The organism is Devosia sp. FKR38, assembly GCF_005222805.1.
GTDB lineage: Bacteria > Pseudomonadota > Alphaproteobacteria > Rhizobiales > Devosiaceae > Devosia.
In genome coordinates this window covers 384591-407041 of the sequence record NZ_STGC01000002.1, presented here as the reverse complement: position 1 = coordinate 407041, position 22451 = coordinate 384591, and the positions used below count along the sequence as shown (strand labels likewise).

At 64.9% G+C, this 22451-nt stretch carries 26 protein-coding genes and 1 tRNA gene; 9 read left to right on the top strand and 18 right to left on the bottom strand.

The window, feature by feature from the left end; all coding sequences use genetic code 11:
• Positions 1 to 51 precede the first annotated feature (51 nt).
• From accD to E8M79_RS01895, 11 genes are all read right to left on the bottom strand, one after another.
• Positions 52 to 1035: an acetyl-CoA carboxylase, carboxyltransferase subunit beta gene (gene accD / locus E8M79_RS01945; RefSeq protein ID WP_137150244.1), complete on the bottom strand. Its 984-nt coding sequence runs from the start codon at positions 1033 to 1035 to the stop codon at positions 52 to 54.
• Between the two features lie 114 nt (positions 1036 to 1149).
• Positions 1150 to 1974 (bottom strand): tryptophan synthase subunit alpha, encoded by an 825-nt coding sequence (trpA, locus tag E8M79_RS01940; protein WP_137150243.1) that lies wholly within the window; start codon positions 1972 to 1974, stop codon positions 1150 to 1152.
• Between the two features lie 2 nt (positions 1975 to 1976).
• Complete coding sequence (trpB, locus tag E8M79_RS01935; RefSeq protein WP_248304862.1) at positions 1977 to 3194, bottom strand: tryptophan synthase subunit beta; 1218 nt, start codon at positions 3192 to 3194, stop codon at positions 1977 to 1979.
• 155 nt (positions 3195 to 3349) lie between these two features.
• Positions 3350 to 3997, bottom strand: a complete 648-nt coding sequence (locus E8M79_RS01930; RefSeq protein WP_137150241.1) for a phosphoribosylanthranilate isomerase — start codon at positions 3995 to 3997, stop codon at positions 3350 to 3352.
• 8 nt (positions 3998 to 4005) lie between these two features.
• Positions 4006 to 4362: a lipopolysaccharide assembly protein LapA domain-containing protein gene (locus E8M79_RS01925; protein ID WP_137150240.1), complete on the bottom strand. Its 357-nt coding sequence runs from the start codon at positions 4360 to 4362 to the stop codon at positions 4006 to 4008.
• Between the two features lie 31 nt (positions 4363 to 4393).
• The gene (locus E8M79_RS01920; protein WP_137150239.1) at positions 4394 to 4675 is read right to left on the bottom strand and encodes an integration host factor subunit beta; all 282 of its coding nucleotides are present in this window, start codon (positions 4673 to 4675) and stop codon (positions 4394 to 4396) included.
• 37 nt (positions 4676 to 4712) lie between these two features.
• Positions 4713 to 5654: a signal peptide peptidase SppA gene (gene sppA / locus E8M79_RS01915; RefSeq protein ID WP_137150238.1), complete on the bottom strand. Its 942-nt coding sequence runs from the start codon at positions 5652 to 5654 to the stop codon at positions 4713 to 4715.
• An 80-nt stretch (positions 5655 to 5734) separates the two neighbouring features.
• Positions 5735 to 6235: a GNAT family N-acetyltransferase gene (locus E8M79_RS01910; protein ID WP_137150237.1), complete on the bottom strand. Its 501-nt coding sequence runs from the start codon at positions 6233 to 6235 to the stop codon at positions 5735 to 5737.
• 67 nt (positions 6236 to 6302) lie between these two features.
• Entirely contained in the window at positions 6303 to 8006 is a 1704-nt protein-coding gene (gene rpsA, locus E8M79_RS01905; protein ID WP_137150236.1) for a 30S ribosomal protein S1, read from the bottom strand.
• Positions 8007 to 8184: 178 nt separating this feature from the next.
• Positions 8185 to 8832, bottom strand: coding sequence for a (d)CMP kinase (locus tag E8M79_RS01900; protein ID WP_137150235.1), 648 nt, complete (start codon positions 8830 to 8832; stop codon positions 8185 to 8187).
• 3 nt (positions 8833 to 8835) lie between these two features.
• The gene (locus E8M79_RS01895) at positions 8836 to 10152 is read right to left on the bottom strand and encodes a 3-phosphoshikimate 1-carboxyvinyltransferase (RefSeq protein WP_171015669.1); all 1317 of its coding nucleotides are present in this window, start codon (positions 10150 to 10152) and stop codon (positions 8836 to 8838) included.
• 164 nt (positions 10153 to 10316) lie between these two features.
• On the opposite strand from E8M79_RS01895, the gene E8M79_RS01890 reads away from it, so the two are divergent.
• The 7 genes from E8M79_RS01890 to E8M79_RS01860 all read left to right on the top strand — a co-directional run bounded on the left by E8M79_RS01890 (position 10317) and on the right by E8M79_RS01860 (position 15590).
• Positions 10317 to 10730, top strand: coding sequence for a TIGR02300 family protein (locus tag E8M79_RS01890; protein WP_137150233.1), 414 nt, complete (start codon positions 10317 to 10319; stop codon positions 10728 to 10730).
• A 138-nt stretch (positions 10731 to 10868) separates the two neighbouring features.
• Positions 10869 to 10944: transfer RNA gene (locus tag E8M79_RS01885), tRNA-Ala, on the top strand.
• Between the two features lie 230 nt (positions 10945 to 11174).
• Complete coding sequence (locus tag E8M79_RS01880) at positions 11175 to 11768, top strand: nitroreductase family protein (protein WP_137150232.1); 594 nt, start codon at positions 11175 to 11177, stop codon at positions 11766 to 11768.
• A gap of 64 nt (positions 11769 to 11832) precedes the next feature.
• Positions 11833 to 12981, top strand: a complete 1149-nt coding sequence (locus tag E8M79_RS01875) for a crosslink repair DNA glycosylase YcaQ family protein (protein WP_137150231.1) — start codon at positions 11833 to 11835, stop codon at positions 12979 to 12981.
• A gap of 223 nt (positions 12982 to 13204) precedes the next feature.
• Positions 13205 to 13807: a hypothetical protein gene (locus E8M79_RS01870; protein WP_137150230.1), complete on the top strand. Its 603-nt coding sequence runs from the start codon at positions 13205 to 13207 to the stop codon at positions 13805 to 13807.
• Positions 13808 to 13896: 89 nt separating this feature from the next.
• The gene (gene pncB, locus E8M79_RS01865) at positions 13897 to 15207 is read left to right on the top strand and encodes a nicotinate phosphoribosyltransferase (RefSeq protein ID WP_137150229.1); all 1311 of its coding nucleotides are present in this window, start codon (positions 13897 to 13899) and stop codon (positions 15205 to 15207) included.
• Between the two features lie 119 nt (positions 15208 to 15326).
• Positions 15327 to 15590, top strand: a complete 264-nt coding sequence (locus E8M79_RS01860; RefSeq protein WP_137150228.1) for a hypothetical protein — start codon at positions 15327 to 15329, stop codon at positions 15588 to 15590.
• Here E8M79_RS01860 and E8M79_RS01855 read toward each other — a convergent pair.
• The 6 genes from E8M79_RS01855 to E8M79_RS01830 form a co-directional block, all read right to left on the bottom strand.
• On the bottom strand, positions 15577 to 15828 hold the full coding sequence (locus E8M79_RS01855; RefSeq protein ID WP_137150227.1) for a hypothetical protein: 252 nt from the start codon (positions 15826 to 15828) through the stop codon (positions 15577 to 15579). The two genes, E8M79_RS01860 and E8M79_RS01855, sit on opposite strands and share 14 nt — an antisense overlap.
• An 81-nt stretch (positions 15829 to 15909) precedes the next feature.
• Positions 15910 to 16725 (bottom strand): lysophospholipid acyltransferase family protein, encoded by an 816-nt coding sequence (locus E8M79_RS01850; protein WP_137150226.1) that lies wholly within the window; start codon positions 16723 to 16725, stop codon positions 15910 to 15912.
• Positions 16722 to 17165 carry a Fur family transcriptional regulator gene (locus tag E8M79_RS01845; RefSeq protein ID WP_137150225.1) on the bottom strand — a complete coding sequence of 148 codons (444 nt, stop codon included), beginning with the start codon at positions 17163 to 17165 and terminating at the stop codon, positions 16722 to 16724. The genes E8M79_RS01850 and E8M79_RS01845 overlap by 4 nt, the downstream gene beginning before the upstream one ends.
• A gap of 35 nt (positions 17166 to 17200) precedes the next feature.
• On the bottom strand, positions 17201 to 17680 hold the full coding sequence (rimI, locus tag E8M79_RS01840; protein WP_137150224.1) for a ribosomal protein S18-alanine N-acetyltransferase: 480 nt from the start codon (positions 17678 to 17680) through the stop codon (positions 17201 to 17203).
• The gene (gene tsaB, locus E8M79_RS01835; protein WP_171015668.1) at positions 17677 to 18270 is read right to left on the bottom strand and encodes a tRNA (adenosine(37)-N6)-threonylcarbamoyltransferase complex dimerization subunit type 1 TsaB; all 594 of its coding nucleotides are present in this window, start codon (positions 18268 to 18270) and stop codon (positions 17677 to 17679) included. The genes rimI and tsaB overlap by 4 nt, the downstream gene beginning before the upstream one ends.
• A 32-nt stretch (positions 18271 to 18302) precedes the next feature.
• Positions 18303 to 19349, bottom strand: a complete 1047-nt coding sequence (locus E8M79_RS01830) for a rhodanese-related sulfurtransferase (protein WP_248304861.1) — start codon at positions 19347 to 19349, stop codon at positions 18303 to 18305.
• Between the two features lie 109 nt (positions 19350 to 19458).
• Here E8M79_RS01830 and E8M79_RS01825 point away from each other — a divergent pair, with 109 nt between their 5' ends.
• Together E8M79_RS01825 and E8M79_RS01820 are read left to right on the top strand one after the other, a co-directional pair.
• Positions 19459 to 20496 carry an aldo/keto reductase gene (locus tag E8M79_RS01825; RefSeq protein WP_137150222.1) on the top strand — a complete coding sequence of 346 codons (1038 nt, stop codon included), beginning with the start codon at positions 19459 to 19461 and terminating at the stop codon, positions 20494 to 20496.
• Positions 20496 to 21377 carry a dienelactone hydrolase family protein gene (locus tag E8M79_RS01820; protein WP_137150221.1) on the top strand — a complete coding sequence of 294 codons (882 nt, stop codon included), beginning with the start codon at positions 20496 to 20498 and terminating at the stop codon, positions 21375 to 21377. The genes E8M79_RS01825 and E8M79_RS01820 overlap by 1 nt, the downstream gene beginning before the upstream one ends.
• 197 nt (positions 21378 to 21574) lie before the next feature.
• On the opposite strand, the gene E8M79_RS01815 is transcribed toward E8M79_RS01820, so the two are convergent.
• Positions 21575 to 22255 carry a carbonic anhydrase gene (locus E8M79_RS01815; RefSeq protein WP_248304860.1) on the bottom strand — a complete coding sequence of 227 codons (681 nt, stop codon included), beginning with the start codon at positions 22253 to 22255 and terminating at the stop codon, positions 21575 to 21577.
• Between the last annotated feature and the right edge of the window lie 196 nt (positions 22256 to 22451).

The following is a 22451-nucleotide window of genomic DNA, read 5'->3' as shown; positions in this document are numbered from 1 at the left end:
ACGGTAGGTCAGGGGTGTTAAACAGCCGTAAAGGCTGTTCCGCCGCAGGAGCTATTCGGCGTGCGCTGCCGCTGGCATGGCGCCGAGGTCCGCGTCATCGCCTTCGGCGGCAACAGCGGCGTCGCGCAGGCTGGTGCCACGCACCACACTGGGGCTCATCGCGCTGGTCAGCGCTTCGGGCGCATCCGCCTTGGTCAGGATCGCGGCGAGCGAACCAATGGTCGAGCGCAGATTGTGCCGATGCACCACCATGTCCACCATGCCGTGCTCCAACAGATATTCGGAACGCTGGAAGCCCTTGGGCAGTTTTTCGCGGATGGTCTGCTCGATCACGCGGGCGCCGGCAAAGCCGATCACCGCGCCCGGCTCGGCCAGGTGCACATCGCCCAGCATGGCATAGGATGCCGTCACGCCGCCGGTGGTGGGGTTGGTCAGCACCACAAAGAATGGCAGGCCGGCCTCGCGCAGCCGCAGCACGGCCACGGTGGTGCGCGGCATCTGCATCAGGCTGAGCACGCCTTCCTGCATGCGCGCGCCGCCCGAGGCGACGAACAGCACGAACGGCGTCTTGCGGGCAGCAGCGGTCTCAAGCCCGGTGATGATGGCCTGGCCAGCGGCCATGCCCAGCGAGCCGGCGAGGAAGTCGAAATCCTGCACCGCCACGGTCACCGGCCGGGCAAACAGCTTGCCGGTCGCCACAATGACCGAGTCATCATAGCCGGTCTTGGCGCGGTTTTCCTTGAGCTGGTCGACATAGCGCTTCTGCGCGCGGAATTTCAGCGGATCAGCCGGGGCCGAGGGCACCGGCACCAGCTCATAGGCGCCGTCATCCAGGAAGGTCTTGAGCCGGTCCACCGGCTTGATCTTCATGTGATAGCCCGAATTGGGCACCACCCACTGATTAGCCTCAAGGTCCCGGTAGAACACCATTTCGCCGGACTCGGGGTCCTTGACCCACAGATTCTCCGCAATGGTCGGCTTGGTGCCGAGAATGGAGCGAATCTTGGGGCGGACGAAGTTGTCGATCCAGTTCATGGCAGGCCTCGTGCGGTGACGCTGAGGCCACCTAAGCTAGAATTGTGGCAATTCTTATCAGGGTGGCGCCATCAGCGCAAAGGGCGCCGCCATCGGCCTGTGGACAGCGGGGGACTAGCCCCGCGCCCGCTTCACCCCGCTGAAGATCTCGGCGACCAGGGTCCGCACGGCGTCCACGGTCTGGTCGGTCGCCTTGCCGTCCACCAGCGAGCGCGCCACCGCGTCCACCAGCACCGAGCCCACCACGATGCCGTCGGCATGCTTGCCGATCTCGGCGGCGTCCTCGGCGGTCTTGATGCCAAAGCCAACCGCCACCGGCAGGTCGGTATGGCTCTTGATGCGGTCCACCGCATCGCCCACCGCCCCGCGCGACTTGATCACCGCCCCGGTCACCCCGGTCATGGAGACATAATAGACAAAGCCCGAGCTGTTCTTGAGCACAGCCGGCAGGCGCTTGTCGTCGGTGGTCGGCGTGGTCAGGCGAATGAAATTGAGCCCCGCAGCCATGGCCGGCAGGCAGAGTTCGTCGTCTTCTTCGGGCGGCAGGTCGACGATGATCAGCCCATCGGCGCCAGCGGCCTTGGCCGCCGTCACAAAGGCCTCGACGCCAAAGCTATAGACCGGGTTGTAATAGCCCATCAGCACGATGGGCGTTGTTTCGTCCTTGCGGCGGAAGTCTTCCACCATGCCCAGCACGCCGCGCAGCGTCTGCCCGGCAGCCAGCGAACGCTGCCCCGCCAGCTGGATGGCCACGCCATCGGCCATCGGGTCCGAAAACGGCATGCCCAATTCGATGATGTCGGCGCCCGCCTGCGGCAGGGCTTCGAGAATAGCCTGGCCGGTGGCCAGGTCCGGGTCGCCCGCCATCACATAGGTGACGAGGGCCGGGCGGCCCTCAGCCTTGAGGGCGGCAAAACGAGTATCGATACGCGTGGTCATGACTAGAGCAGCCCCAGATATTTACCGACGCTCTCGACGTCCTTGTCGCCGCGCCCAGAGAGGCACAGCACGATCGATTGGTCCTTGTCCATGCTGGGCGCCACCTTCATCAGCTGCGCCAGCCCATGCGCCGATTCCAGTGCCGGGATGATGCCTTCAAGCCGCGTGCACAGCTGGAAGGCCTCGAGCGCCTCGGTGTCGGTGATGGGCGCATAGGTCACGCGCTTGCTGTCGTGCAGGAACGCATGTTCCGGCCCCACGCCGGGATAGTCCAGGCCCGCCGAAATCGAATGACCCTCGAGGATTTGCCCGTCCTTGTCCTGCAGCAGATAGGTGCGGTTGCCATGCAGCACGCCCGGGCGGCCGCCGGTCATGCTGGCGGCATGGCCGTTCTCGACGTCGATGCCGTGCCCGCCCGCTTCGGCGCCATAGAGCTTGACGTCAGGATCGTCCAGGAACGCATGGAAGGTGCCGATGGCATTGCTGCCCCCGCCCACACAGGCCACCACCGCATCGGGCAGCTTGCCCTGGGTGCGGGCAAACTCGTCCTTGATCTCGGTGCCGATCACCGACTGGAAGTCGCGCACCATTTCGGGATACGGGTGCGGGCCCGCCGCAGTGCCGATCAGGTAATAAGTGCTGTCCACATTGGTCACCCAGTCGCGCAGCGCCTCGTTCATGGCGTCCTTGAGCGTGCCGGCGCCGGCCGTGACGGGGCGCACTTCGGCGCCCAGCATCTTCATGCGCAGCACATTGGGCATCTGCCGTTCCACGTCCGTGGCGCCCATGAAAATGGTGCAGGGCAGTTCGAACTTGGCGCAGACCGTCGCCGTGGCCACGCCATGCTGGCCCGCGCCGGTCTCGGCGATCACCCGCGTCTTGCCCATGCGCTTGGCGAGCAGGATCTGCCCCAGGCAATTGTTGATCTTGTGGCTGCCGGTATGGTTGAGCTCCTCGCGCTTGAACCACACCTTGGCGCCGCCCAGGTGCTTGGTCAGCCGCTCGGCAAAATACAGCGGGCTCGGCCGGCCGGCATAATGCACCGACAGGTCATTGAGCTCGGCCTTGAACGCCGGATCCACCTGGGCCGCGCGATAATGCGCCTCCAGGTCCAGGATCAGCGGCATCAGCGTTTCGGCGACAAAGCGCCCGCCAAAAATACCGAACCGGCCGTCGTCGTCCGGGCCGTTGCGCAGCGAATTGATACCGGTGGTGTCCACGTCTGCCTCAAGAATGCTCTGGCGTCCGATCATCCGGCCCGGCGGGGCAGGGCGATGCTGAACGCCAACAAGGGTCTGGCCAGGGCCTGTGCGGTGGCGCGTCTGCCACCTGGCCCGTTGCGGCCATCCTCCCCGATTGGGGAGGGGCGAATGTCTTATACGGCGGCGCGGGCGTTTCGGATGAACGCTTCGATCAACCGCTTGTCTTTTACGCCCGGCGCGCTTTCCACCCCCGAGGACACGTCCAGCCCCATCGGGCGCACGGTCTTGATGGCGTCGGCAACGGTGTCAGGCGTCAGCCCACCCGAAAGCATGAAGGGGATGGAAGGGTCAAGCGCCTTGAGCAGGCCCCAGTCGAAGGTCTCGCCCAGCCCGCCAGGGCGGTCGGCGCCCTTGGGCGGCTTGGCGTCGAGCAGCAGCCGGTCTGCCACCTCGGCAAAGCCGGCCACATGGGCCACGTCCTCGGCGCTGCCGATGGGCATGGCTTTCATGATCTCCACACCCGCCTCGGCGCGGATCGCCGCCACGCGATGCGGCGTTTCCGGGCCATGCAGCTGGATCCAGTCCGGGCCCAGCGCCGCCACCTCGGCCACGCAGCTATTGTCGGGATTGACCAGCACCACGCAGGTTTCCACCCGCCCGCGGGCTTCGGAAATCAGCGTGGCGATGTCTTCAATCGACACATGCCGGGGCGAACGCGCAAAATGCATGAAGCCCACCATATCGGCGCCTGCCGCAATGGCAGCCTCCAGGATTTCGGGGGTCTTGATGCCGCAGATCTTGATCACAATAGGGTCGGCCATGGGGGTGCTCAGCGCAGCTCCAGCAGATCGTCGACTTCGGTTTTTGGTGTGCTCTGGCGCTGCGTCTTGCGCAGGCCCTTGAGCTCTTCATTGAGCAGATGGGCTTCGCGCCGCCAGTGCTTTTCCCGGCGGCGGTGATGACCCTGCGCAAACCAGGTTGCCGTGCCGCCCAGCAGCACGCCCACCAGCAGCACCACATAGAGCACCACAAACAGCGGCACGCCAAAGCCGGGCAAGGCCGTGGTGTCAATTTTCGCGAAGGGGTTGAAGTTGATGGCCACCAGATGGGTGTTCGCCAGGGCGATCACGATCAGCCCCACACTCAATGGAACAAGGACGATCCAGCCGACGATTTTATTGACCATGCCTATGGTTGCCTATGGAGCCCTGGCCCCGTTACGAGCGGTTCAGCCGCTCGCGGATTTCCTTGCCGGCCTTGAACTGCGGCACGTATTTCTCGCCCACATCCACCTGCTCGCCAGTGCGCGGATTGCGACCGACGCGGGCCGGGCGGTTCTTCACCGAAAAGGCCCCGAAGCCGCGCAGCTCCACCCGGTCACCCCGGGCCATGGCGTCGCCGACCTCATCGAGGATGGCGTTGACGATATTCTCGATATCGCGCTGGAACAGATGCGGGTTCTCTGCCGCAAGCTTCTCGACGAGTTCCGATTTGATCATCTTGGTCTCCCGATCGCAGTCGTTTTGCCTCGCCGGTTCATGAGGCTGGTCCAACCTGCCAAAGCGAGACAAGGCCGTCAAGCGGCATGGCGCCATCGGCCAGGCCAAGCAGGCTCTTGGCCTGACCACCCAGTATGGTGCCAACCAGGTCAAATCCGGTCTCCGGCCGCGGCCAGGCGGTGTGCACATCAAGGTCCTTGGGCACGCCTTTCTCGTCTTCCAGCCAGGCAATAGCCTCCAGCTCGCCGCCAATGGCGTCGATCAGCCCGGCGTCGATGCCCATGCGGCCGGTGACGATGCGGCCGTCGGCCAGCGCTAGCGCCGCCGGGCGGGCCAGCCCGCGGCGTTCCGCCACAATATCGACGAACCACTGGAAGCTGTCGTCCACCAGGGCGGCAATCGCCGCCCGCGGCGCACCCTCCATCGGCTCGTCAAAATCCGGCTCGGCCTTCAGCGGCCCCGAGGCCACCTTGTCGAAATCCACCCCGATGGTGTCGAGCAGCTTGCCGGCGTTGACATGCTGGAACAGCACGCCGATCGAGCCCACGATCGAGAGGCGCCGCGCAAAGATGCGGTCGGTGGCAATGGCCGTCATATAGGCCGCCGAGGCGCCCAGCTCCTTGATCACCGCCACGGTCGGCTTGGCCGCCCGCAGCTGGCCCAGCGCTTCATAGAGCTCTTCCCCGCCCGCCGTAGTGCCGCCCGGCGAATTGATCGCCACAATCACCGCCTTGACGCTGTCATCCTCGGCCAGCGCATTGATCGCCGCCAGCCGCGCCGGATCGGTGGCAATCGTGCCATCGATCACCAGTCGCGCAATATGGTCCCCGCTTGCCTGCGGCAGGCCAAAGCGCCCCAGCCCCAGGATCACCGCCAGCGCCAGCGCGATAAAGGCCAGCACCCGCCACAGCCCGCGCGACGTGCGAAAGCGCTCCGCCGCGATAACAGCATGGGGGTCAGTGGGGGCGTGGTCGGTCATGGCCGGCTCCGGGACAATTGGCCCTATGGGCTAGTCCGCCCCAGGCGGTTTGGCAAGCGGCCCGCCCGGGGCGTCTTGCCTCAGGCCGGCTTGACCATGAAGCGGGCGCTGGCCTCGTAGCTTTCGAGCTTTTCGGCCAGTTCGGGCGCCTTGACGGCGCGAAAGCCATGCTTGTGCCAGAAGGGCACCGAGCCATTGACGGCGACCAGGCTGGTGGTCGGCAAGCCTTGCGCCCGCCCGTGCCGCAGGATGGCGCCCACAATGGCCGCTGCCGCGCCCGTGCCGCGTGCCTTGGGCATCAGCGCCAGATCATGCACATAATAGGTGTCGGCATCCGCCGGCAGGCCGCCCAGCAGCGTATTGAGCGCCGGCAGGTCCATATAGCGCCAGGGGTGGCTGAGCAGATAGCCCGAGGCCAGCCCGTCGATCTCGAGCAATTGCGTGCCGTCGGGATAGAGCGCCAGCCGCTCGGCGAACACCGCGTCGTCCTCGGGGAAATCCGGATGCACCTGCCGCGCGATCTCGGTCACGGCGGGCAGGTCGCGTTCGGTCAGGGGACGCCAGGCAATGGTGCTGTTCATGGCTGTCCTTAAAAAGCAAAAGGCCCGCGCTGTGAAGCGCGGGCCGATCGATTGCAGCGAACAAAGATTACTCTTTGTCGCGATCCTTGAGGGCAGCGCCCAGGATGTCGCCGAGCGAAGCGCCCGAAGCGGACGAACCGTAGTTGGCCACGGCTTCCTTTTCCTCGGCGATTTCCAGTGCCTTGATCGACAGCTGGATGCGCTGGGTCTTGCGATCGTACTGGGTGACGCGAGCGTCGACCTTCTCGCCCTTGGAGAAACGCTCCGGGCGCTGGTCGTTGCGATCGCGGCTCAGGTCGGCACGGCGGATGAACGCGGTCATCTCGCTGTCGGCGATGCGCACTTCGATGCCGCCATCGTTGACCTCGGTCACGGTGCCGGTGACGATCGAACCCTTGCGGATGCCGCCTTCGGTGCCGGCCGTGTCGGCGACTTCGCCGGTCGACAGCTGCTTGATACCAAGCGAGATGCGTTCCTTCTCGACGTCAACATCGAGGACCTTGGCCTGAACCATGTCACCGCGGTTGTAGTCTTCCAGGGCCACTTCGCCCGACTTCTGCCAGTCGAGGTCCGAAAGGTGAACCATGCCGTCGACATCGCCGTCCAGGCCAATGAACAGGCCGAATTCGGTCTTGTTCTTGACTTCGCCTTCGATGACAGCGCCCACGGGGAACTTCTCGGCGAAGCTTTCCCACGGATTGGCCAGGGTCTGCTTGAGGCCCAGCGAGATACGACGCTTGTCGGGATCGACCTCGAGCACGACGACTTCGACTTCCTGGGAGGTCGAAACGATCTTGCCGGGGTGGACGTTCTTCTTGGTCCAGCTCATCTCGGACACGTGGATCAGGCCTTCGATGCCCGGCTCCAGCTCAACAAAAGCACCGTAGTCGGTGATGTTGGTGACGCGGCCAGTGAACTTGGCCTCGATCGGGTACTTGGCCTCGATGCCTTCCCACGGATCAGCCTGCAGCTGCTTCATGCCCAGCGAGATACGGTGGGACTCGTGGTTGATGCGAACGATCTGGACCTTGATGGTCTCGCCGATCGTGAGCACTTCGGACGGGTGGTTGACGCGACGCCATGCGATGTCGGTGACATGCAGCAGGCCGTCGATACCGCCCAGGTCAACGAACGCACCGTAGTCGGTGATGTTCTTGACCACGCCGTCGACAACCTGGCCCTCTTCGAGCTGCTGCACGATCTCCGAACGCTGTTCGGCGCGCGACTCTTCGAGGATAGCACGACGCGACACGACGATATTGCCGCGACGCTTGTCCATCTTCAGGATCTGGAACGGCTGCGGCACATTCATCAGCGGTGCGATATCGCGGATCGGACGGATGTCCACCTGCGAACGGGGCAGGAAGGCCACGGCGCCTTCCAGGTCCACGGTGAAGCCACCCTTGACCTGGTTGAAGATGGTGCCTTCAACGCGCTCGTTGTTGTTGTACATGACTTCGAGCTTGACCCAGCTCTCTTCACGGCGGGCCTTCTCGCGGCTCAGCACGGCTTCGCCGGCAGCGTTCTCGACGCGGTCCACATAGACCTCGACGACCGAACCCACCTTGATGGTGCCGTCACGGCCAGCCTGGCCGAATTCCTTGAGCGCAATACGACCTTCGGTCTTGAGACCAACGTCGATGATCGCCAGGTCCTTTTCGATCGCAACGACCGTACCCTTGACGACGGCGCCTTCCAAAGGCTCGTTGTCAACGAACGAGTCCATCAGCAGCGATTCAAAGTCTTCTTTCGTCACAGTTTGCTGTGCCAAATGTCTTCTCCAGTCGTACCGGTGGTTGGGGGTTGGCATCGCCAGAAACGAGACCCGCCTGCTGACATCATCAGCAGCCGGTACACGGGGCCCGTTCGGAAACGGCGATGAAATTGTATAAGTCCGCCTGGCTACGCTGAAGGCTGATTGTCGGGGCCGGGTCAGCGCAAGGTTGGATTTAGGGCGTTTGCCCTGCCTTGCGCGCCATGGTCCCATCGACAATCGCGATGGCTGCGCGGAGTGCGGCTTCTATATCGAGAAGTGTCGTATCGAGCAAGTGCGCGTCCGCCGCTTTGTAAAAGCCGCCATGCGGATTGGCCATGTCCCGGGCGTCACGCTCTTCGATCTGGTGATAGAGGGCGTAGCGGTCAACCACCTGGCCGCGCGCTTCGAGCTGCCGGGCCCGGCGCTCCATGCGCGCCTTGCTGTCGGTCTGGATGAACAGCTTTACATCGGCATCGGGCGCAATTACCGTGCCGATATCGCGTCCGTCGAGCACCGCGCCGCCGGGCTGGGCGGCAAAGCCGCGCTGAAAGGCAAACAGCGCCTGCCGCACCCCTTCGATCACCGCCACCTTGGAGGCCAGCACGCCCGCTTCGGCGCTGGTCAGCGTCGCGGTGTCGCTGAGGTGCACGGCGTCGAGCCCCTGCGCCGCCGCGATGGCCTTGGCCTCGAAGGCCGGCGTGTCGACCGCATCGCGCACCGCCCAGCCCACGGCGCGATAGAGCAGGCCCGTGTCCAGATGCGGCAGCCCATAATGGCGCGACAGGCCCGTGGCCAATGTGCCCTTGCCCGATGCGGCGGGTCCGTCCACGGCAATGATCATGCTCTAGCGCCCCTTGAGACTTGGGAAGTGCCCGCCCAGCGCCGCCATGGCCTGCACGAACCCCGGAAATTGTCTGTCGATGGCGGTGACATCCTCGATCACCACCTTGTTCTTGCTGCCCAGCCCCAGCACGGCAAAGCCCATGGCCAGCGCCGCATCGCCCTGGCTGGACACCGCGCCGCCGCCCGGCACCTTGCGCTCGCCAGAGATCACCAGCCGCCCGCCCTCGAGCCGCGCCTTGACGCGATTGGCGGTGAGCCCGGCCGCCAACGCGGTGCCCAGCGCCGTGCCATCGAGCCCGGCAATCGTTGTGTCGCCCTCGGCAAAGCTCGCGGCCATTGCCAGCGCGACAACATCGTCTCCCAGCAGGCGCGCCCGCTCGGCATCCACCGCCAGCCCGCGCAAAAAGCTCGAGCGCACGCGCAGATCGGCCACATGCTCGCCCATCACCTCGCGCTGGTTGGTGAAGGCAATGTCCCCGCCCATCTCCAGCAGGGCATCGATTAGCCCGGTCCGCAGCGGATTGACCAGCACGCCTTCGACCACCAGTTCCGATCCCGGCACGATCAGCCCGGCGACAAGGCCGAAGCCGGCCAGCGTGGGATCGCCGGCAATGGTCACGATCTTGGGCGCCAGTTCCTGCGCGCCGCGCAGGCGGATCAGCCGGCTGCCGTCGGCCTCTTCGCTCACGCTGATCTCGGCGCCAAAGCCGGCCAGCAGGTTTTCCGTATGGTTGAGCAGCGTCGCCGGCGCCCGCAGCTGGCTCAGCCCCGGCATCTGCGCCGCGGCCAGCAGCAAGGCCGACAGCACCAGCTCATCGGCCACCTCAAAGTCCGTCGTGATCGGCAGCGGCAACATGGCGCCGCGCCAGATCGCTGCACCATCCGCGCCCGGCACCAATACGGCCCCGATGCGCCCCAACGCCGTCAGCACAGCGTCCGGTACGTCCGCGCCCTGCGTCACCGCGCAATCCATGTCCTGACTGGCCAACGCCCCGAGCAAGAGCCCAGCCATGGGCCCTAGCCCACCCAGCGCCAGCGGCGCCGTTGGGGCCAACAACCCGCCCACGCCCAGCCCGCGCACTGTCCAGCGTCCGCCGTCGCGGCCGATCACCACGCCCAGGGCTTCCAGCGCCTCAGCCAGGGCCGCCAGCGCGCCGCTCTCGGGCATGCCCATCAGCGTGCTGGGGCCCACTGTCAGCGCCGCCACCAGCAGCGCACGCGCCGCCAATACGCTGTCGCCCGGCACGGCAAATCGTCCGGTCAGCGGGTCGGCGCCGTGGGCGGTCAGCGGGGCGGGGCTCTGGCTTTTGTCGGTCATGGGCGGCTTGGGCTTAGCATGCGCGCCCGCCCGATTGCCATCACCCCATTGGACTGCAGCCCAGCTCTCCACATTTTCGGTTTGACAGGACCCGGGTTTGCCCATAACCGGACTGACCGAACACGGGCCGAAACGCCCCCAAAACCCTACGAAAAGGAACATCGATGGCCAGTTCCGAACGCGGCACCAAGCGTACCGACCCCGAAACCGGGAAAAAGTTCTACGACCTCAACCTCGATCCGATCGTCTCGCCCTATACCGGCAAGAGCTATCCCCGCTCCTATTTCGAGCAGGCGCTGACCGCCAAGGCCGCCGCGGTTGCCGCCTCGGCCCGCAAGGTCGCCGATGACGAAGATGAAGTCGAAGAGGAAATCGAAGACGTCACCGCACCGGTGATCGTCTCGCTCGAGGAAGCCGATGCCGAAGAAGGCGTCGATGATGACATCCCCGAGACCGATGATGTCGACGTCGAAGTCGAGGAAGACCTGGGCGACGATGACGCCGATGTGTTCCTCGAAGAGGACGAAGATGAAGACGATGAACTGGGCTTTGACGTCGGCGGCGACGAAGAGCCTTGATTTTCAATGCGGATTCGGCCGGCTGTGACAAACAGCCGGTCGAATAAAAAAGTGTCATTTAGGCACTTGCGGTCTGCGGAATCATCCAATAGGTTCCGCCTCGCTTCGGACGGCAACCGCCGCCGAGACCCACGGAATGGGGCCATAGCTCAGCTGGGAGAGCGCTTGCATGGCATGCAAGAGGTCAGCGGTTCGATCCCGCTTGGCTCCACCAATTCCACTTCGGCCTGCGGGCCCGTTTCAAGACACATCTGATAGCGCGCCGGTCTGAGCCGAACGCTGCACCGTGCCGCGTCCTGCGGCTCAGCTCTGTCTCGTGCCGCCATTTGCTACGATTTGTCGAACACTGCGGTCGCGCCCCCGCGATTGTCCATGGCCGCCCGCGCCCCTACCTCAGCGCGTCGCCCTGTCTGATACGACATCCTCCCGAGGTTCCCCCCGACTATGACCGCCGCTTCTCCCCGCAGCACTGAACACAAGATCGATCCCGATATGCTGGCGCGCTGGTCGCCCCGCGCCTTCAGCACCGAGATCATGCCCGAAGCCGACCTGCTCACCGTGCTCGAGGCGGGGCGCTGGGCGCCGTCGGCCTTCAATGCCCAGCCCTGGCATTTCATCTATGCCCGTCGCGACAGCGCCGCCTGGGATGGCTTTGTCGATCTGCTCAACCCTTTCAACCAGGCCTGGGCCCGCCACGCCTCGGCGCTGGTCTTTATCGCCTCCAATTTGACCCGCGCTGATTCCAAGGGCCAGCGCCTGCCCGTGCGCTCGCATGCCTTTGATGCCGGCGCCGCCTGGAGCCTGATGGCCCTGCAGGCCACCAAGCTCGGCTGGCATGCCCATGCCATGGCTGGCTTTGATCACGACCGGGCCATGGCGGCCCTGGGCGTGCCCGAGGACTGGCGCCTTGAGGTGGCCGTGGCCATCGGCCGCCGTGGCGACGCCACCAGCCTGCCCGAAGGCCTGCGCGAACGCGAAGTGCCCAGCGCGCGCAAGCCCCTGGCCGAAATCGCCACCGAAGGCCGTTTCATAGCCTAACGCGATTGGAGCGGGCCGGGCTGTCTGCCACAGTGACGATCCCGTCCAACGGAATCGAATCAGCTTGGCCCCCCGTTCCGCTCCCCACCGCATCGACGCCGCCCGCGCCCGCCACATCTGGATTGCGGCGCAGCGGCTCGATACGGCCGCCCCCTTCGGCAGCGGCCCGGCCGCCACGCTCGCCGCCATAGCCCATCTGGGCTATGTGCAGATCGACACTATCAATGTCATCGAGCGCTGCCACCACCACATCCTGTTCTCGCGCATTCCCGACTATGCCCGCAGCGATCTGGCCCATATCCAATCCGCCGACAAATCGGTGTTTGAATACTGGACCCATGCGCTGAGCTATGTGCCGGTTGCCGATCTGCCCTTTTTCCTGCCGGCCATGAAGGCCCAGCGCAGCGGCCTCAGTCGCTGGTTTGGTTCGGTCACCCCAGCCGAGACCAAGGCCATGCTCAAGCGCCTCCGCGCCGAAGGCCCGCTCTCCATGCGCGACATCAGCGATGAGCCCCTGGTCGACAAGAATCATCCCTGGGCCAGCCGCAAGCCATCCAAGCGCGTGCTCGAGGCGCTGTTCTATCAGGGCCTGGTCACCATTTCGGCCCGCCAGGGCATGCTCAAGAGCTATGATCTGATGGACCGGCATTTCGCCGGGATCACGCCACCCCGCGCCGCCACCGCCCGCCAGGTCGCCGCCTATAAGCTCGATCGCGCCCTGCGCAGCCAGGGCCTGGTGAGCCTTGATTCCATCTGCCACCTCGATGCCCCCGGCAAGGCCGATGTGCTGGCGCTGATCGAGGCCCGCGTCCGCCGCCGCGCGCTGGTGCCGGTCGTCATCGCGGGTGCCGACACGGTCACCCATTGGGCCACGCCAGAGACCTTGGATAGGCCCGCCGACGTGCCCAATCTCGTGCATATCCTCTCGCCCTTTGATCCCCTGGTCATCCAGCGCAAGCGGCTGAGCCTGTTTTTCGGCTACGACCATGTCTTTGAGGCCTATGTCCCGGCCGCCAAACGCCGCTTCGGCTATTTCGCCCTGCCGGTGCTCTCCGGCGATGCCATCATCGCCGTCCTCGACCTCAAAACCGACCGCAACGCCAGAAAGCTGCTGATCCAGCAAGCCACCTGGCTGGCTGACGTCGGCGCGGAGGGTAGGGCCGCGGTGGACGAAGCGTTGGGACGGTTTGAGCGGTTCCAGCTGGAGGCGTGAGGGGGCAGGGCTACCCTTTGTTGGCGTCCAGCTGAGTAATCCCCCTTAGGGGCCAGCCCCGATGCGACGCAGCCCGCTTGTGTGCCCCACATGGGCGGTGTCGGGGCGCAGGGGGCGCGCCGCTTTTTCAGCGCGCATGGCGCGCAGGGGGCATGTTTTGAAAACCGCGATTGCACTTCTTCTCGCTTTGGCGCTGGCCGGCTGCGGCTCAACCACGTCGAAGATGCCAATAGCGCCCGGTTTTACCGCCATCACGCCGGGCGGCATATTGAAGGTGGGGCATCTCTATTTTTCCGGGCGCGGCAAGTACCCGGCATTCACCGACTCCAGTGGACGCCTGTTCAGCGAGTTCTGCTGGAGGGACTACCTCAAGGACGCGGTGCTCAAGGACATTGAGCGCTTTGTCGAGGTCCAGCCCGATCCGCTGACGGCCTACCGGGGCGGCGCCGATGCCTCATTTGCGCTCGGCGTCCCCAATATTGCCAGCGCTTCGGGCTCTGCCAAGGCCGATGCGACAGTCAGCGGCATCAAGCGGCTCACGCTCAACGCTGAGGGCCTGGAAGCGGTCTTGGCCAATCTGGGTGAGACCTGCCGCGCGCAAATCCCGGAGTATCTCAAGAGCTATGACGTGGTCTTGCTGATCTCTGCCCAACGGGCCGACAGCATGAAGCTGAGTGCCGATGCCAGGCTCGATCTCGAGGTCGCGGCCGGAAAAGCCCTGGGGCTCAACCCGCCCAAGGTCGGGGTGCATGGCGAGCAGGCGCTCGACTACCAGATGGTCTACCTCTCGGCCAGTCTGGGATCGACCAACCCCGGGGAACCCTGAAGTCCCCCGCCGAACCGATCTCCCACCCCCCGCCTTTCCAAACCCCTGCTTCGCGCGCTAAAACCCATGCCGCGAAGTGGGGATTGAGTATGGCGACTTTTACTGACATGGCGCGCCGGGTGTATAACCACACCTGGAAGCTCGATCCCATCGTGCGCAGCCTGCTCGATACCGACTTCTATAAGCTCTTGATGTTGCAGATGATCTGGGGGCTCTACCCCAAGGTCGATGCCACCTTCTCGCTGATCAACCGCACCCAGTCGGTGCGCCTGGCCGATGAGATCGACATCGATGAGCTGCGCGCCCAGCTCGACCATGTCCGCACCCTGCGCTTCACCAAAAAGGAAATGATCTGGCTGGCCGGCAACAGTTTTTACGGCTCCCAGCAGATCTTCTCGCCCGAATTCCTGCGCTGGCTGGCCGATTTCCACCTGCCCGATTATCGCCTCGAGCGCCGCGACGGCCAGTTCGTGCTCGAATTCCCCGGACGCTGGCTGGAAACCACCATGTGGGAAATCCCGGCCCTGGCCATCATCAACGAGCTGCGCAGCCGCGCCGCACTCAAGCATTACGGCCCCTTCACGCTCGATGTGCTCTATGCCCGCGCCAAGGCCAAGATGTGGGAAAAGGTCGAGCGACTGCAAAAGCTGCCCGATCTCAGGATTTCCGATTTCGGCACCCGCCGCCGCCATTCCTTCCTCTGGCAGCGCTGGTGCGTCGAAGCGCTCAAGGAGGGCATTGGCGACAGTTTTACCGGCACCTCCAATATCAAGCTGGCCATGGACAATGATCTCGAAGCCTTGGGCACCAATGCCCATGAGCTGCCCATGGTGCTGGCCGCGCTCGCCCCCAATGACGATGCGCTGCGTGCCGCGCCCTATCAGGTGCTCACCGATTGGGAGAGCTATTATGGCGGCAATCTCAAGATCGTTTTGCCCGATGCCTTCGGCACCGACGCCTTCCTGCGCAATGCCCCCGATTGGGTCGCCGATTGGACCGGCTTCCGCCCCGACAGCGCCCCGGCCATTGCTGGCGGTGAGCGCATTATCGCCTGGTGGAAGAGCCGCGGCCGCGATCCGCGCGAAAAGCTGCTGATCTTCTCCGACGGGCTCGACGTCGACATGATCGAGGAGGCGTACCTCCATTTCGACGGCAAGGTGCGCATGGCCTTTGGCTGGGGCACCAATCTCACCAATGATTTTGAGGGCTGCGTGCCCAATGGCCCCAATCCGGGGCTCGATCCCATTTCCATTGTCGCCAAGGTCAGCCAGGCCAATGGCCATCCGGCCGTCAAGCTCAGCGACAATCCGGCCAAGGCCACCGGCACGCCCGAAGAAATCGCCCGCTATATCGCCATTTTTGGCGATGCTGGCCGCGTGGAGCATGCCGTCAAGGTCTGATCGCGCCGCCAATCCCCGCCCACATTTGAGCTGTGGAAAGCGCCGCAGACTGTCATCCGTTAGGCGATTGGGAACCCGTGCGGCTTAATTTTGCCGCCGGGGGCTCCCATGGAGCCAGCATGACTTTGCAATTGATCGATATTTCCGTCCAGGACAAGCAGGCCCATCCGCGCCTGCCCGGCCGCAGCACCGGCCATGTCCGCGCCGTACTCACCGAAACCATTGATGGTCAGGAACAGACCCATGAATTGACGGTCGCCGCCTGGGCCGATCACGCCGCCGATGCCACACCCGAGGATATCGACATGGCGCTGATGCTGCGCGCCGCGCGCATCATTGCCCGGCTCAAGGGCAACCTGGATGGTCCGGTCAGTCTGCCTTGACCATGGCATTGAGAAAGGCGCGCTGGCTCGGCGTCAGCCCGCCGGTGCGCAGCGCCGGCTGGGCCATGGCCACGGCCGGCTGCGGCGTCAGCTGCGGGCGGTTCGCCCGGTTCGGCCGGCTGGCGGCATGCCAGTGCCGCGCCCGCGCGCGGGCCTGGCGCATGTCGGCTTCGCTGCGCAGGAAGCTGACCACCACCGGAATCACGATGATCCAGATCGCCAACACCTGCCAAGCCATATGCGCCTCCGTCCAATACCGGATCGGCTATAGCTAACAAATCCCTAACGGCCCAGCAGAGCCTGCCGTTAGGCTTACTGGCTAAAATTGCAGGCTTTGGCTGATCGGCGGCAGCGGCTTGCCGCGGTTGAGCGCCACCAGCATGGCGCGCACATCGTCCTCGGCGGCCTTGGTCACCACCTTGCGATTGTCGCTCTCGCGCAGCGGCCGCGGCGCGCCAAAGGCCACCGTCACCTCTTTGCGCGGGCCCGACAGGATCTCGAAGATGTTCTGTTTCACCGATTTCGATTTGATCCAGGCGATCAGCGAGCGCTCGCTGCGGCTCACCGGCAGGCCCTGCAGGCTCGTATAGGCCACCGTCAGCGGCTGGATCAGCACATCGGTGGCCCCGGCCTCGATCATGGCATGCTGGGCCGCGCCCACCAGCGCCGAGCGGAACGGCAGCACATGGGTGCCGATGTCGCTCTGCCCCTCGGCAAACAGCAGCACGGCATTGCCACCCGCCATATGCGCGCCCATTTCCCGGCTGGTTCGACCGGCGTCGGTGCGCCGCGTGCGATCAACGAAAATCGTCTTTTGCAGCCGGGCCATCATGCCCACGAAAAACCAGTCGCCCACTTCGCGCTTGGCCACAAAGGTCACATCGGCCACCGAGCCGATGGCCACGATATCGGTCCAGCTCACATGGTTGGAGACCAGCAGCGTTGCGCGCCCCGTGGCCGGCTGGCCGATCACGGTGACCTTGAGCCCCAGGAAGATGCAGCCCATGCGGTGGAACAGCCGGGGCAGGGCCTGCCAGAACGGCAGATGCAGCGCATTGATCAGGGCCTGCAGCGGGATGATCACCACCATCACCGGCAGCAGCACGAAGATGAAGAACAGCACGCGAAAGATCATGACTTGCTCTTGTCGTCTCCAGTTATCGGCACCGCATAGAGCTCCAGCCGGTGATCCACCAGCCGATAGCCCAGCCGCTTGGCAATCACATCCTGGATGGCTTCGATTTCCTCATTGCGGAATTCGATCACCGTGCCGCTGCGGATATCAATGAGATGGTCGTGGTGTTCGTCCGGGATCAGCTCGAAGCGCGCCCGTCCGTCCTTGAAATCATGCTTGGTGACGAGCCCGGCTTCCTCGAACAGATTGACCGTGCGGTACACGGTCGAAAGCGAAATGCGCGGGTCCACCGCCGAGGCGCGGCGATAGAGCTCTTCCACATCGGGATGGTCTGCGGCGGCCTCGATCACCCGGGCAATCACGCGCCGCTGGTCGGTCATGCGCATGCCTTTGGTGACGCAGGCCTCTTCCAGCGTCGGGTCAGTCTGGCCCTTGCTCATGCCATCGCTCCGAACCGGTTTGTCAGGCTTCCGGGTTACCCAAGATCGCGCGACATGACAAGCGCGGTGGCTGCAGAGCCGTCCGGCTTGGGATAATAGCCCTGCCGCCGCGCCACCGTGGCAAAGCCCTGCCGCGTGTAGAGCTTGATGGCCGGCGCATTGTCTTCGCTGACTTCGAGAAACATGCGCCGCGCCGGGCTCATCATCAGATCGGCGAAGGCCGCCGTAAGCAGTGCCTGCCCGATGTGCTTGCCGCGCCATTTGGGGTCCACCGCAATGGTCAGCAATTCGCTTTCATCGGCCGCCAGCCGCACCACGGCAAAGCCGGCAATGCGGCGCTTGGCGTCGCAGGCCACATAGACCCGGCTTTCCACTTCGCCCAGAAAGCCCGCCATCTCCTGGCTCGACCAGCCGCGATAGAACCCCTTGGCATGGATGGCCGCCAGCGCCGCGGCATCGCCCGCCTGGCCCGGCTCGATATGCAGCCCGCCCGGGGCCATCCACAGCTTGATCACGCGCCCGTCCTTTCCACCCGCCCCGCCGTCTGCGGCTTGGCATCGGCCTCGCGCACATAGGCCGCCTCGGGCAGGTGGCTTGCCGGGTCCGCCACGGCGCCATAGCGAGCCACGAGGGTAATATCGACAAAGGGCTCCCCGATCACCACCGTGCCGGGAGGCACGGCCGCCTGCGCCAGCACCAGCGGCACAATATCGGCCTCCGTCAGCGGCGCCGCCGGCCCGGCAAAGATCTGGAAATAGGCCTCGCCCCGCCGCGCATCGAGCAGCACCGTCGAAGCCCCCGACACCGCCAGCGACAGCGCCAATAGGCTCGGCACGCCAATCACCGGAATATCCCGCGCCAGCCCGATGCCGCGCGCCGCGCTCAGCCCAATGCGCAGCCCGGTGAACGAGCCTGGCCCTGTGGTAGTCACCACGCGCGTCAAATCGGCATAGCGCAGCCCATTGCGCGCCAGCAGCGTCGCAATGCGCTCAAAGATCAGCTCGGCATGGCCGGTGGCGATGGCGTCGATCGACACATCGACGTTTCCATCCGCCAGCAGCAGCCCCAGCTGCAACCGTGGCGCAGCCGTGTCGATGGCCAGCACCACAGGCGCTCCTGTGTCCGTCGTTGCGGCCGTCATGCCCCACTGGCCTGGTTGCGCAGGCGCGAGGCCTCGGCCATGGCCCGCTTGCGCGCCCGTGCCGCTTCCGCCGCCGCCGCTGCCGCATCGCCCAGATGCGCCCCGCCACGCTTGCGCGCCAGCTCCATCTGTTTCTGCCGCTCCTGCGCCGCCGCATGCTTGTCCGCATCATCGGCGCAATGCGGGCAGCTCACGCCCTCCACATAGGCCGGCAGGGCGCGCTCGGCCGGTGTCAGCGGATGGCGGCAGGCGCGGCACAGCGTCGCCTCACCCTCCACCAGCCCATGGCCCACCGACACGCGCTCGTCGAACACAAAGCATTCCCCGGCAAAGCGGCTCTCCGCCTCGGGCACCACTTCGAGATATTTCAGGATCCCCCCCTTGAGGTGGAACACCTCCTCAAAGCCCTGGCTCAGCAGATAGCTCGAGGCCTTTTCGCAGCGGATGCCGCCGGTGCAGAACATGGCGACCTTCTTGTCCCGCTTGGGGTCGAGATGCCTAGCCACATAGTCCTTGAACTCGGTGAAATTGGCGGTGTGCGGGTCGAGCGCCCGGCTGAACGTGCCCAGCCCCACCTCATAGTCATTGCGCGTATCGAGCAGCACCACGTCATTGCGGTCAATCAGCCCGTTCCAGTCTTGGGGCTCGACATAGGTGCCCACCTGCAGCGCCGGATTGGCCTCGGGCGCCCGCAGCGTCACGATCTCGGGTTTGAGCCGCACCTTCATGCGCAGGAACGGCATATCGCTGGCGAAAGAATATTTCACCTCCGCGCCGGCCAGCCGGCCGCCAAAGGGGCCCTTCTCGAACAGGAGTTCGGCCAGCGCGTCGATGGCCTCGGGCGTGCCCGCCACAGTGCCATTGATCCCCTCGGGCGCCAGGATCAGCGTGCCCTTGATCCCTTGGCCGCAGCACAGCGCGGCCAGCACCGGTTGCAGGGCGGCGGCGTCGGGCAGGTCGGCGAATTTATAGAGCGCCATCACCTTGTATGGCAGATGCGCTTGGTGCAGATTGTCGGTCATATCAGTGTTCGGGCGGGTCATTGGCTCGCTCATATCACTGGCCGCGCCTGCGGCCAAATCGAGAAATTGCCCGGCGGGTCCGCCGCGAACCGCCCCCACCCAGTCTGAATTTGAGAATCGGGAGCTTTCCATGACCTATCGGGCCGATCCGGCACGCTATGATTCCATGCAATATCGGCGCTCGGGCCGCTCTGGGCTCAAGCTCCCCGTGGTCAGCCTCGGCCTCTGGCAGAATTTCGGTGGCACGCGCGACTACCCCTCCGCGCTCGAAATCCTCGCCCATGCCTTTGATGCCGGCGTCACCCATTTCGATCTGGCCAATAACTATGGCCCCCCCGCCGGTTCCTCCGAAGAGCTGTTCGGCCAGGTCATGGCGCGCGATTTCCGCCCCTATCGCGATGAGCTGATCATCTCGACCAAGGCTGGCTACACCATGTGGCCCGGCCCCTATGGCGATTTCGGCAGCCGCAAATATCTGCTCGCCAGCCTCGACCAGTCGCTCAAGCGCATGGGTCTGGACTATGTCGATATCTTCTATTCCCACCGCTATGACCCCGAGACCCCGCTGGAAGAAACCATGGGCGCGCTGGCCCATGCCGTCCGCTCCGGCAAGGCGCTCTATGTCGGCATTTCCAGCTATCCCGAGGCGCAGACCCGCCAGGCCCATGCCATCCTGAAAGAGATGGGCGTGGCCACCACCATCCACCAGCCGTCCTATTCGGTTGTTAATCGCTGGATCGAGAACGATCGCACCATCGATGCCTGTGGCGATCTCGGCATCGGCATGATTGCCTTCTCCCCGCTCGCCCAGGGCGTGCTCTCGGGCAAATATAACACTGGCGGCACCTCTGGCAGCCGTGGCGACAATCCCAACGGCACGCTGCGCGCCAGCCATATCGAGCCGCGCGTGCTCGATGCGGTGAACAAGCTCGGCGAAATCGCCAAATCGCGCGGTCAGACCATGGTGCAGCTCGCCCTGAGCTGGGTGCTGCGCCGACCCGAAATGACCTCGGCGTTGATCGGCGTGCGCACGCTCGATCAGCTCAAGGACAATCTGGGCGTGCTCAACAATCTCGATCTCTCGCCCGAAGAGATCGCCGCCATCGATGAGGCCACCAAGGACGGTCAGATGGAGCTCCATCCGCGTCCCTCCGGCTGGCTGCGCTGATGGCTATCTCCCGCGACCGCCTCATCGAGCTGATTGGCCTCGACGAACCCGCCATCGCGCTGGTCTCGGTGACCACCGTCGAGCATGCCGATTACGCCGTCGAAACCCTCACCCTGCGCATCGGCACTGCCGATGTGCGGGGGTTCCTCACCCGGCCACTCAAACCAGAGGGTCGCCTGCCGGCGATCCTTTATGCCCATTCCCATGGCGGCGGCTATGCCATCGGCGCCGCCGAACTGCTCGATGGGCGCGAATATCTGCTCGATCCGCTTGGTCCGGTCTTCGCCCGCGCTGGCTATGTCACGCTCTGCATCGACATGCCGGTCTTTGGCCTCCGCTCCAATGTCACCGAATCCGCCGCCACCAAGGCGCTGCTCTGGATGGGTCAGTCGCTCTTTGGCCAGATGCTGAGCGAAGAGGCCGCCGCGCTGACCTATCTGGCCACCCGGCCCGATGTTGATCCCGATCGCATCGGCGCCTATGGCATCTCCATGGGGTCGACCCTGAGCTATTGGCAGGCCGCCATGGACACCCGCATCAAGGCGGTGGTCCACCTCTGCTGCTTTGCCGATCAACGCACCATGATCGAACTGGGCGCCCATGATGGCCATGGCATCTATATGATGGTCCCGGGCCTGTTGGCCGAAGCCGACGCCGGCTCCATTGCCGCGCTCATCGCCCCGCGCCCGCAATTGGTCTGCCTCGGCGAGGCCGATAGCCTCACCCCGCCTCTGGCCGTCGCCCGCGCCTGGGCCGAACTCGCGCCCGCCTATGCCGCCACACCCGACCAGCTCGCGCTGCTCAGCGAACCCGGCATCGGCCACCAGGAAACCCCAGCCTCCCGCGCCGCCGCCCTCGCCTTCTTTGCGGCCCGTCTCTAGCGGTCGGCGCAGCGTCGTCCACAGCGCCCGGGCACCGGTGCCAGGACCGCGCCGCCATGCACGTGATCAGCGGCAGTTGGCATGCGCCACAATCAGGATCAGGCCTCCCAAGGCGCATCCTGCCGCAACCAGAAGAGGTTTCTGTTCGCGGCAGGTCTGACGGCCTGGCGAGGGACCAGCCGCAAGTGACTGTGCTGTCAGGCTGCGTCTGAGAATTCGACAGCGCCGGTCTGGAAGTTGTAATAGGCGGCGATGACCTTGACTTTGCCCTCTTCCACCAGCGTGGCGATGATGGGACTGTCCTGCAGGATCAGCTCGACACCCTTGGCAGCATTGGCGCGAATCGTCTTGTCGCCGAGATCGGGGTCGTCAGCACCAATGCCCAGGGCGACCGGCAGGATGGGTTGGATCATCTTGCCGATGGATCCCTCATATTGCGTGCCGTTCACCACTTGGTCCACGGCCGCTCCGACCGCACCACACTTCTCATGGCCCATCACCACGATCAGCGGCGCATGCAGATGCTCGGTGCCATATTCAAGCGTGCCCAGCACATCGGTATCGACAATATTCCCCGCGTTGCGGGCAACGAACAATTCGCCCAGCGACACGCCGCCAAAGATCAGTTCGGGTGTGACGCGGCTGTCCGAGCAGGTCAGGATCACAGCATAGGGATGCTGGCCAAGCGCCACTTCGGCACGGCGTGTTGTCAGGTTTACCGCGCATTGTTCTGCATCCGCCACAAACAGGGCATTGCCTTCGCGGAGCTTCTTCAGGGCCTCGTCCGGCGTCACATCGGCGCCGGCCTCTTCTGCCATGGTCGGCGCAGCGACCATCAGCGATGGGATCGCTGTCGCCGCAGCGCCAAGCATGGCCATTTTGAGAACCGACCGGCGCGAGGCCATTGTCGTATCGCAGTTTTCGCACATAGGTGTCGCCCCCAAGCGTGTCCGATTTCGCGACGTGCAGCTCGTGACTCGCGACAGCAAGCTTAATGGCGGATTCTCTGCCAAATCCAGTGCAATTCTGCAGCCCTTGCGCCACGTCTTTGCGGTGAAGTGAGCGGGTTTTTGC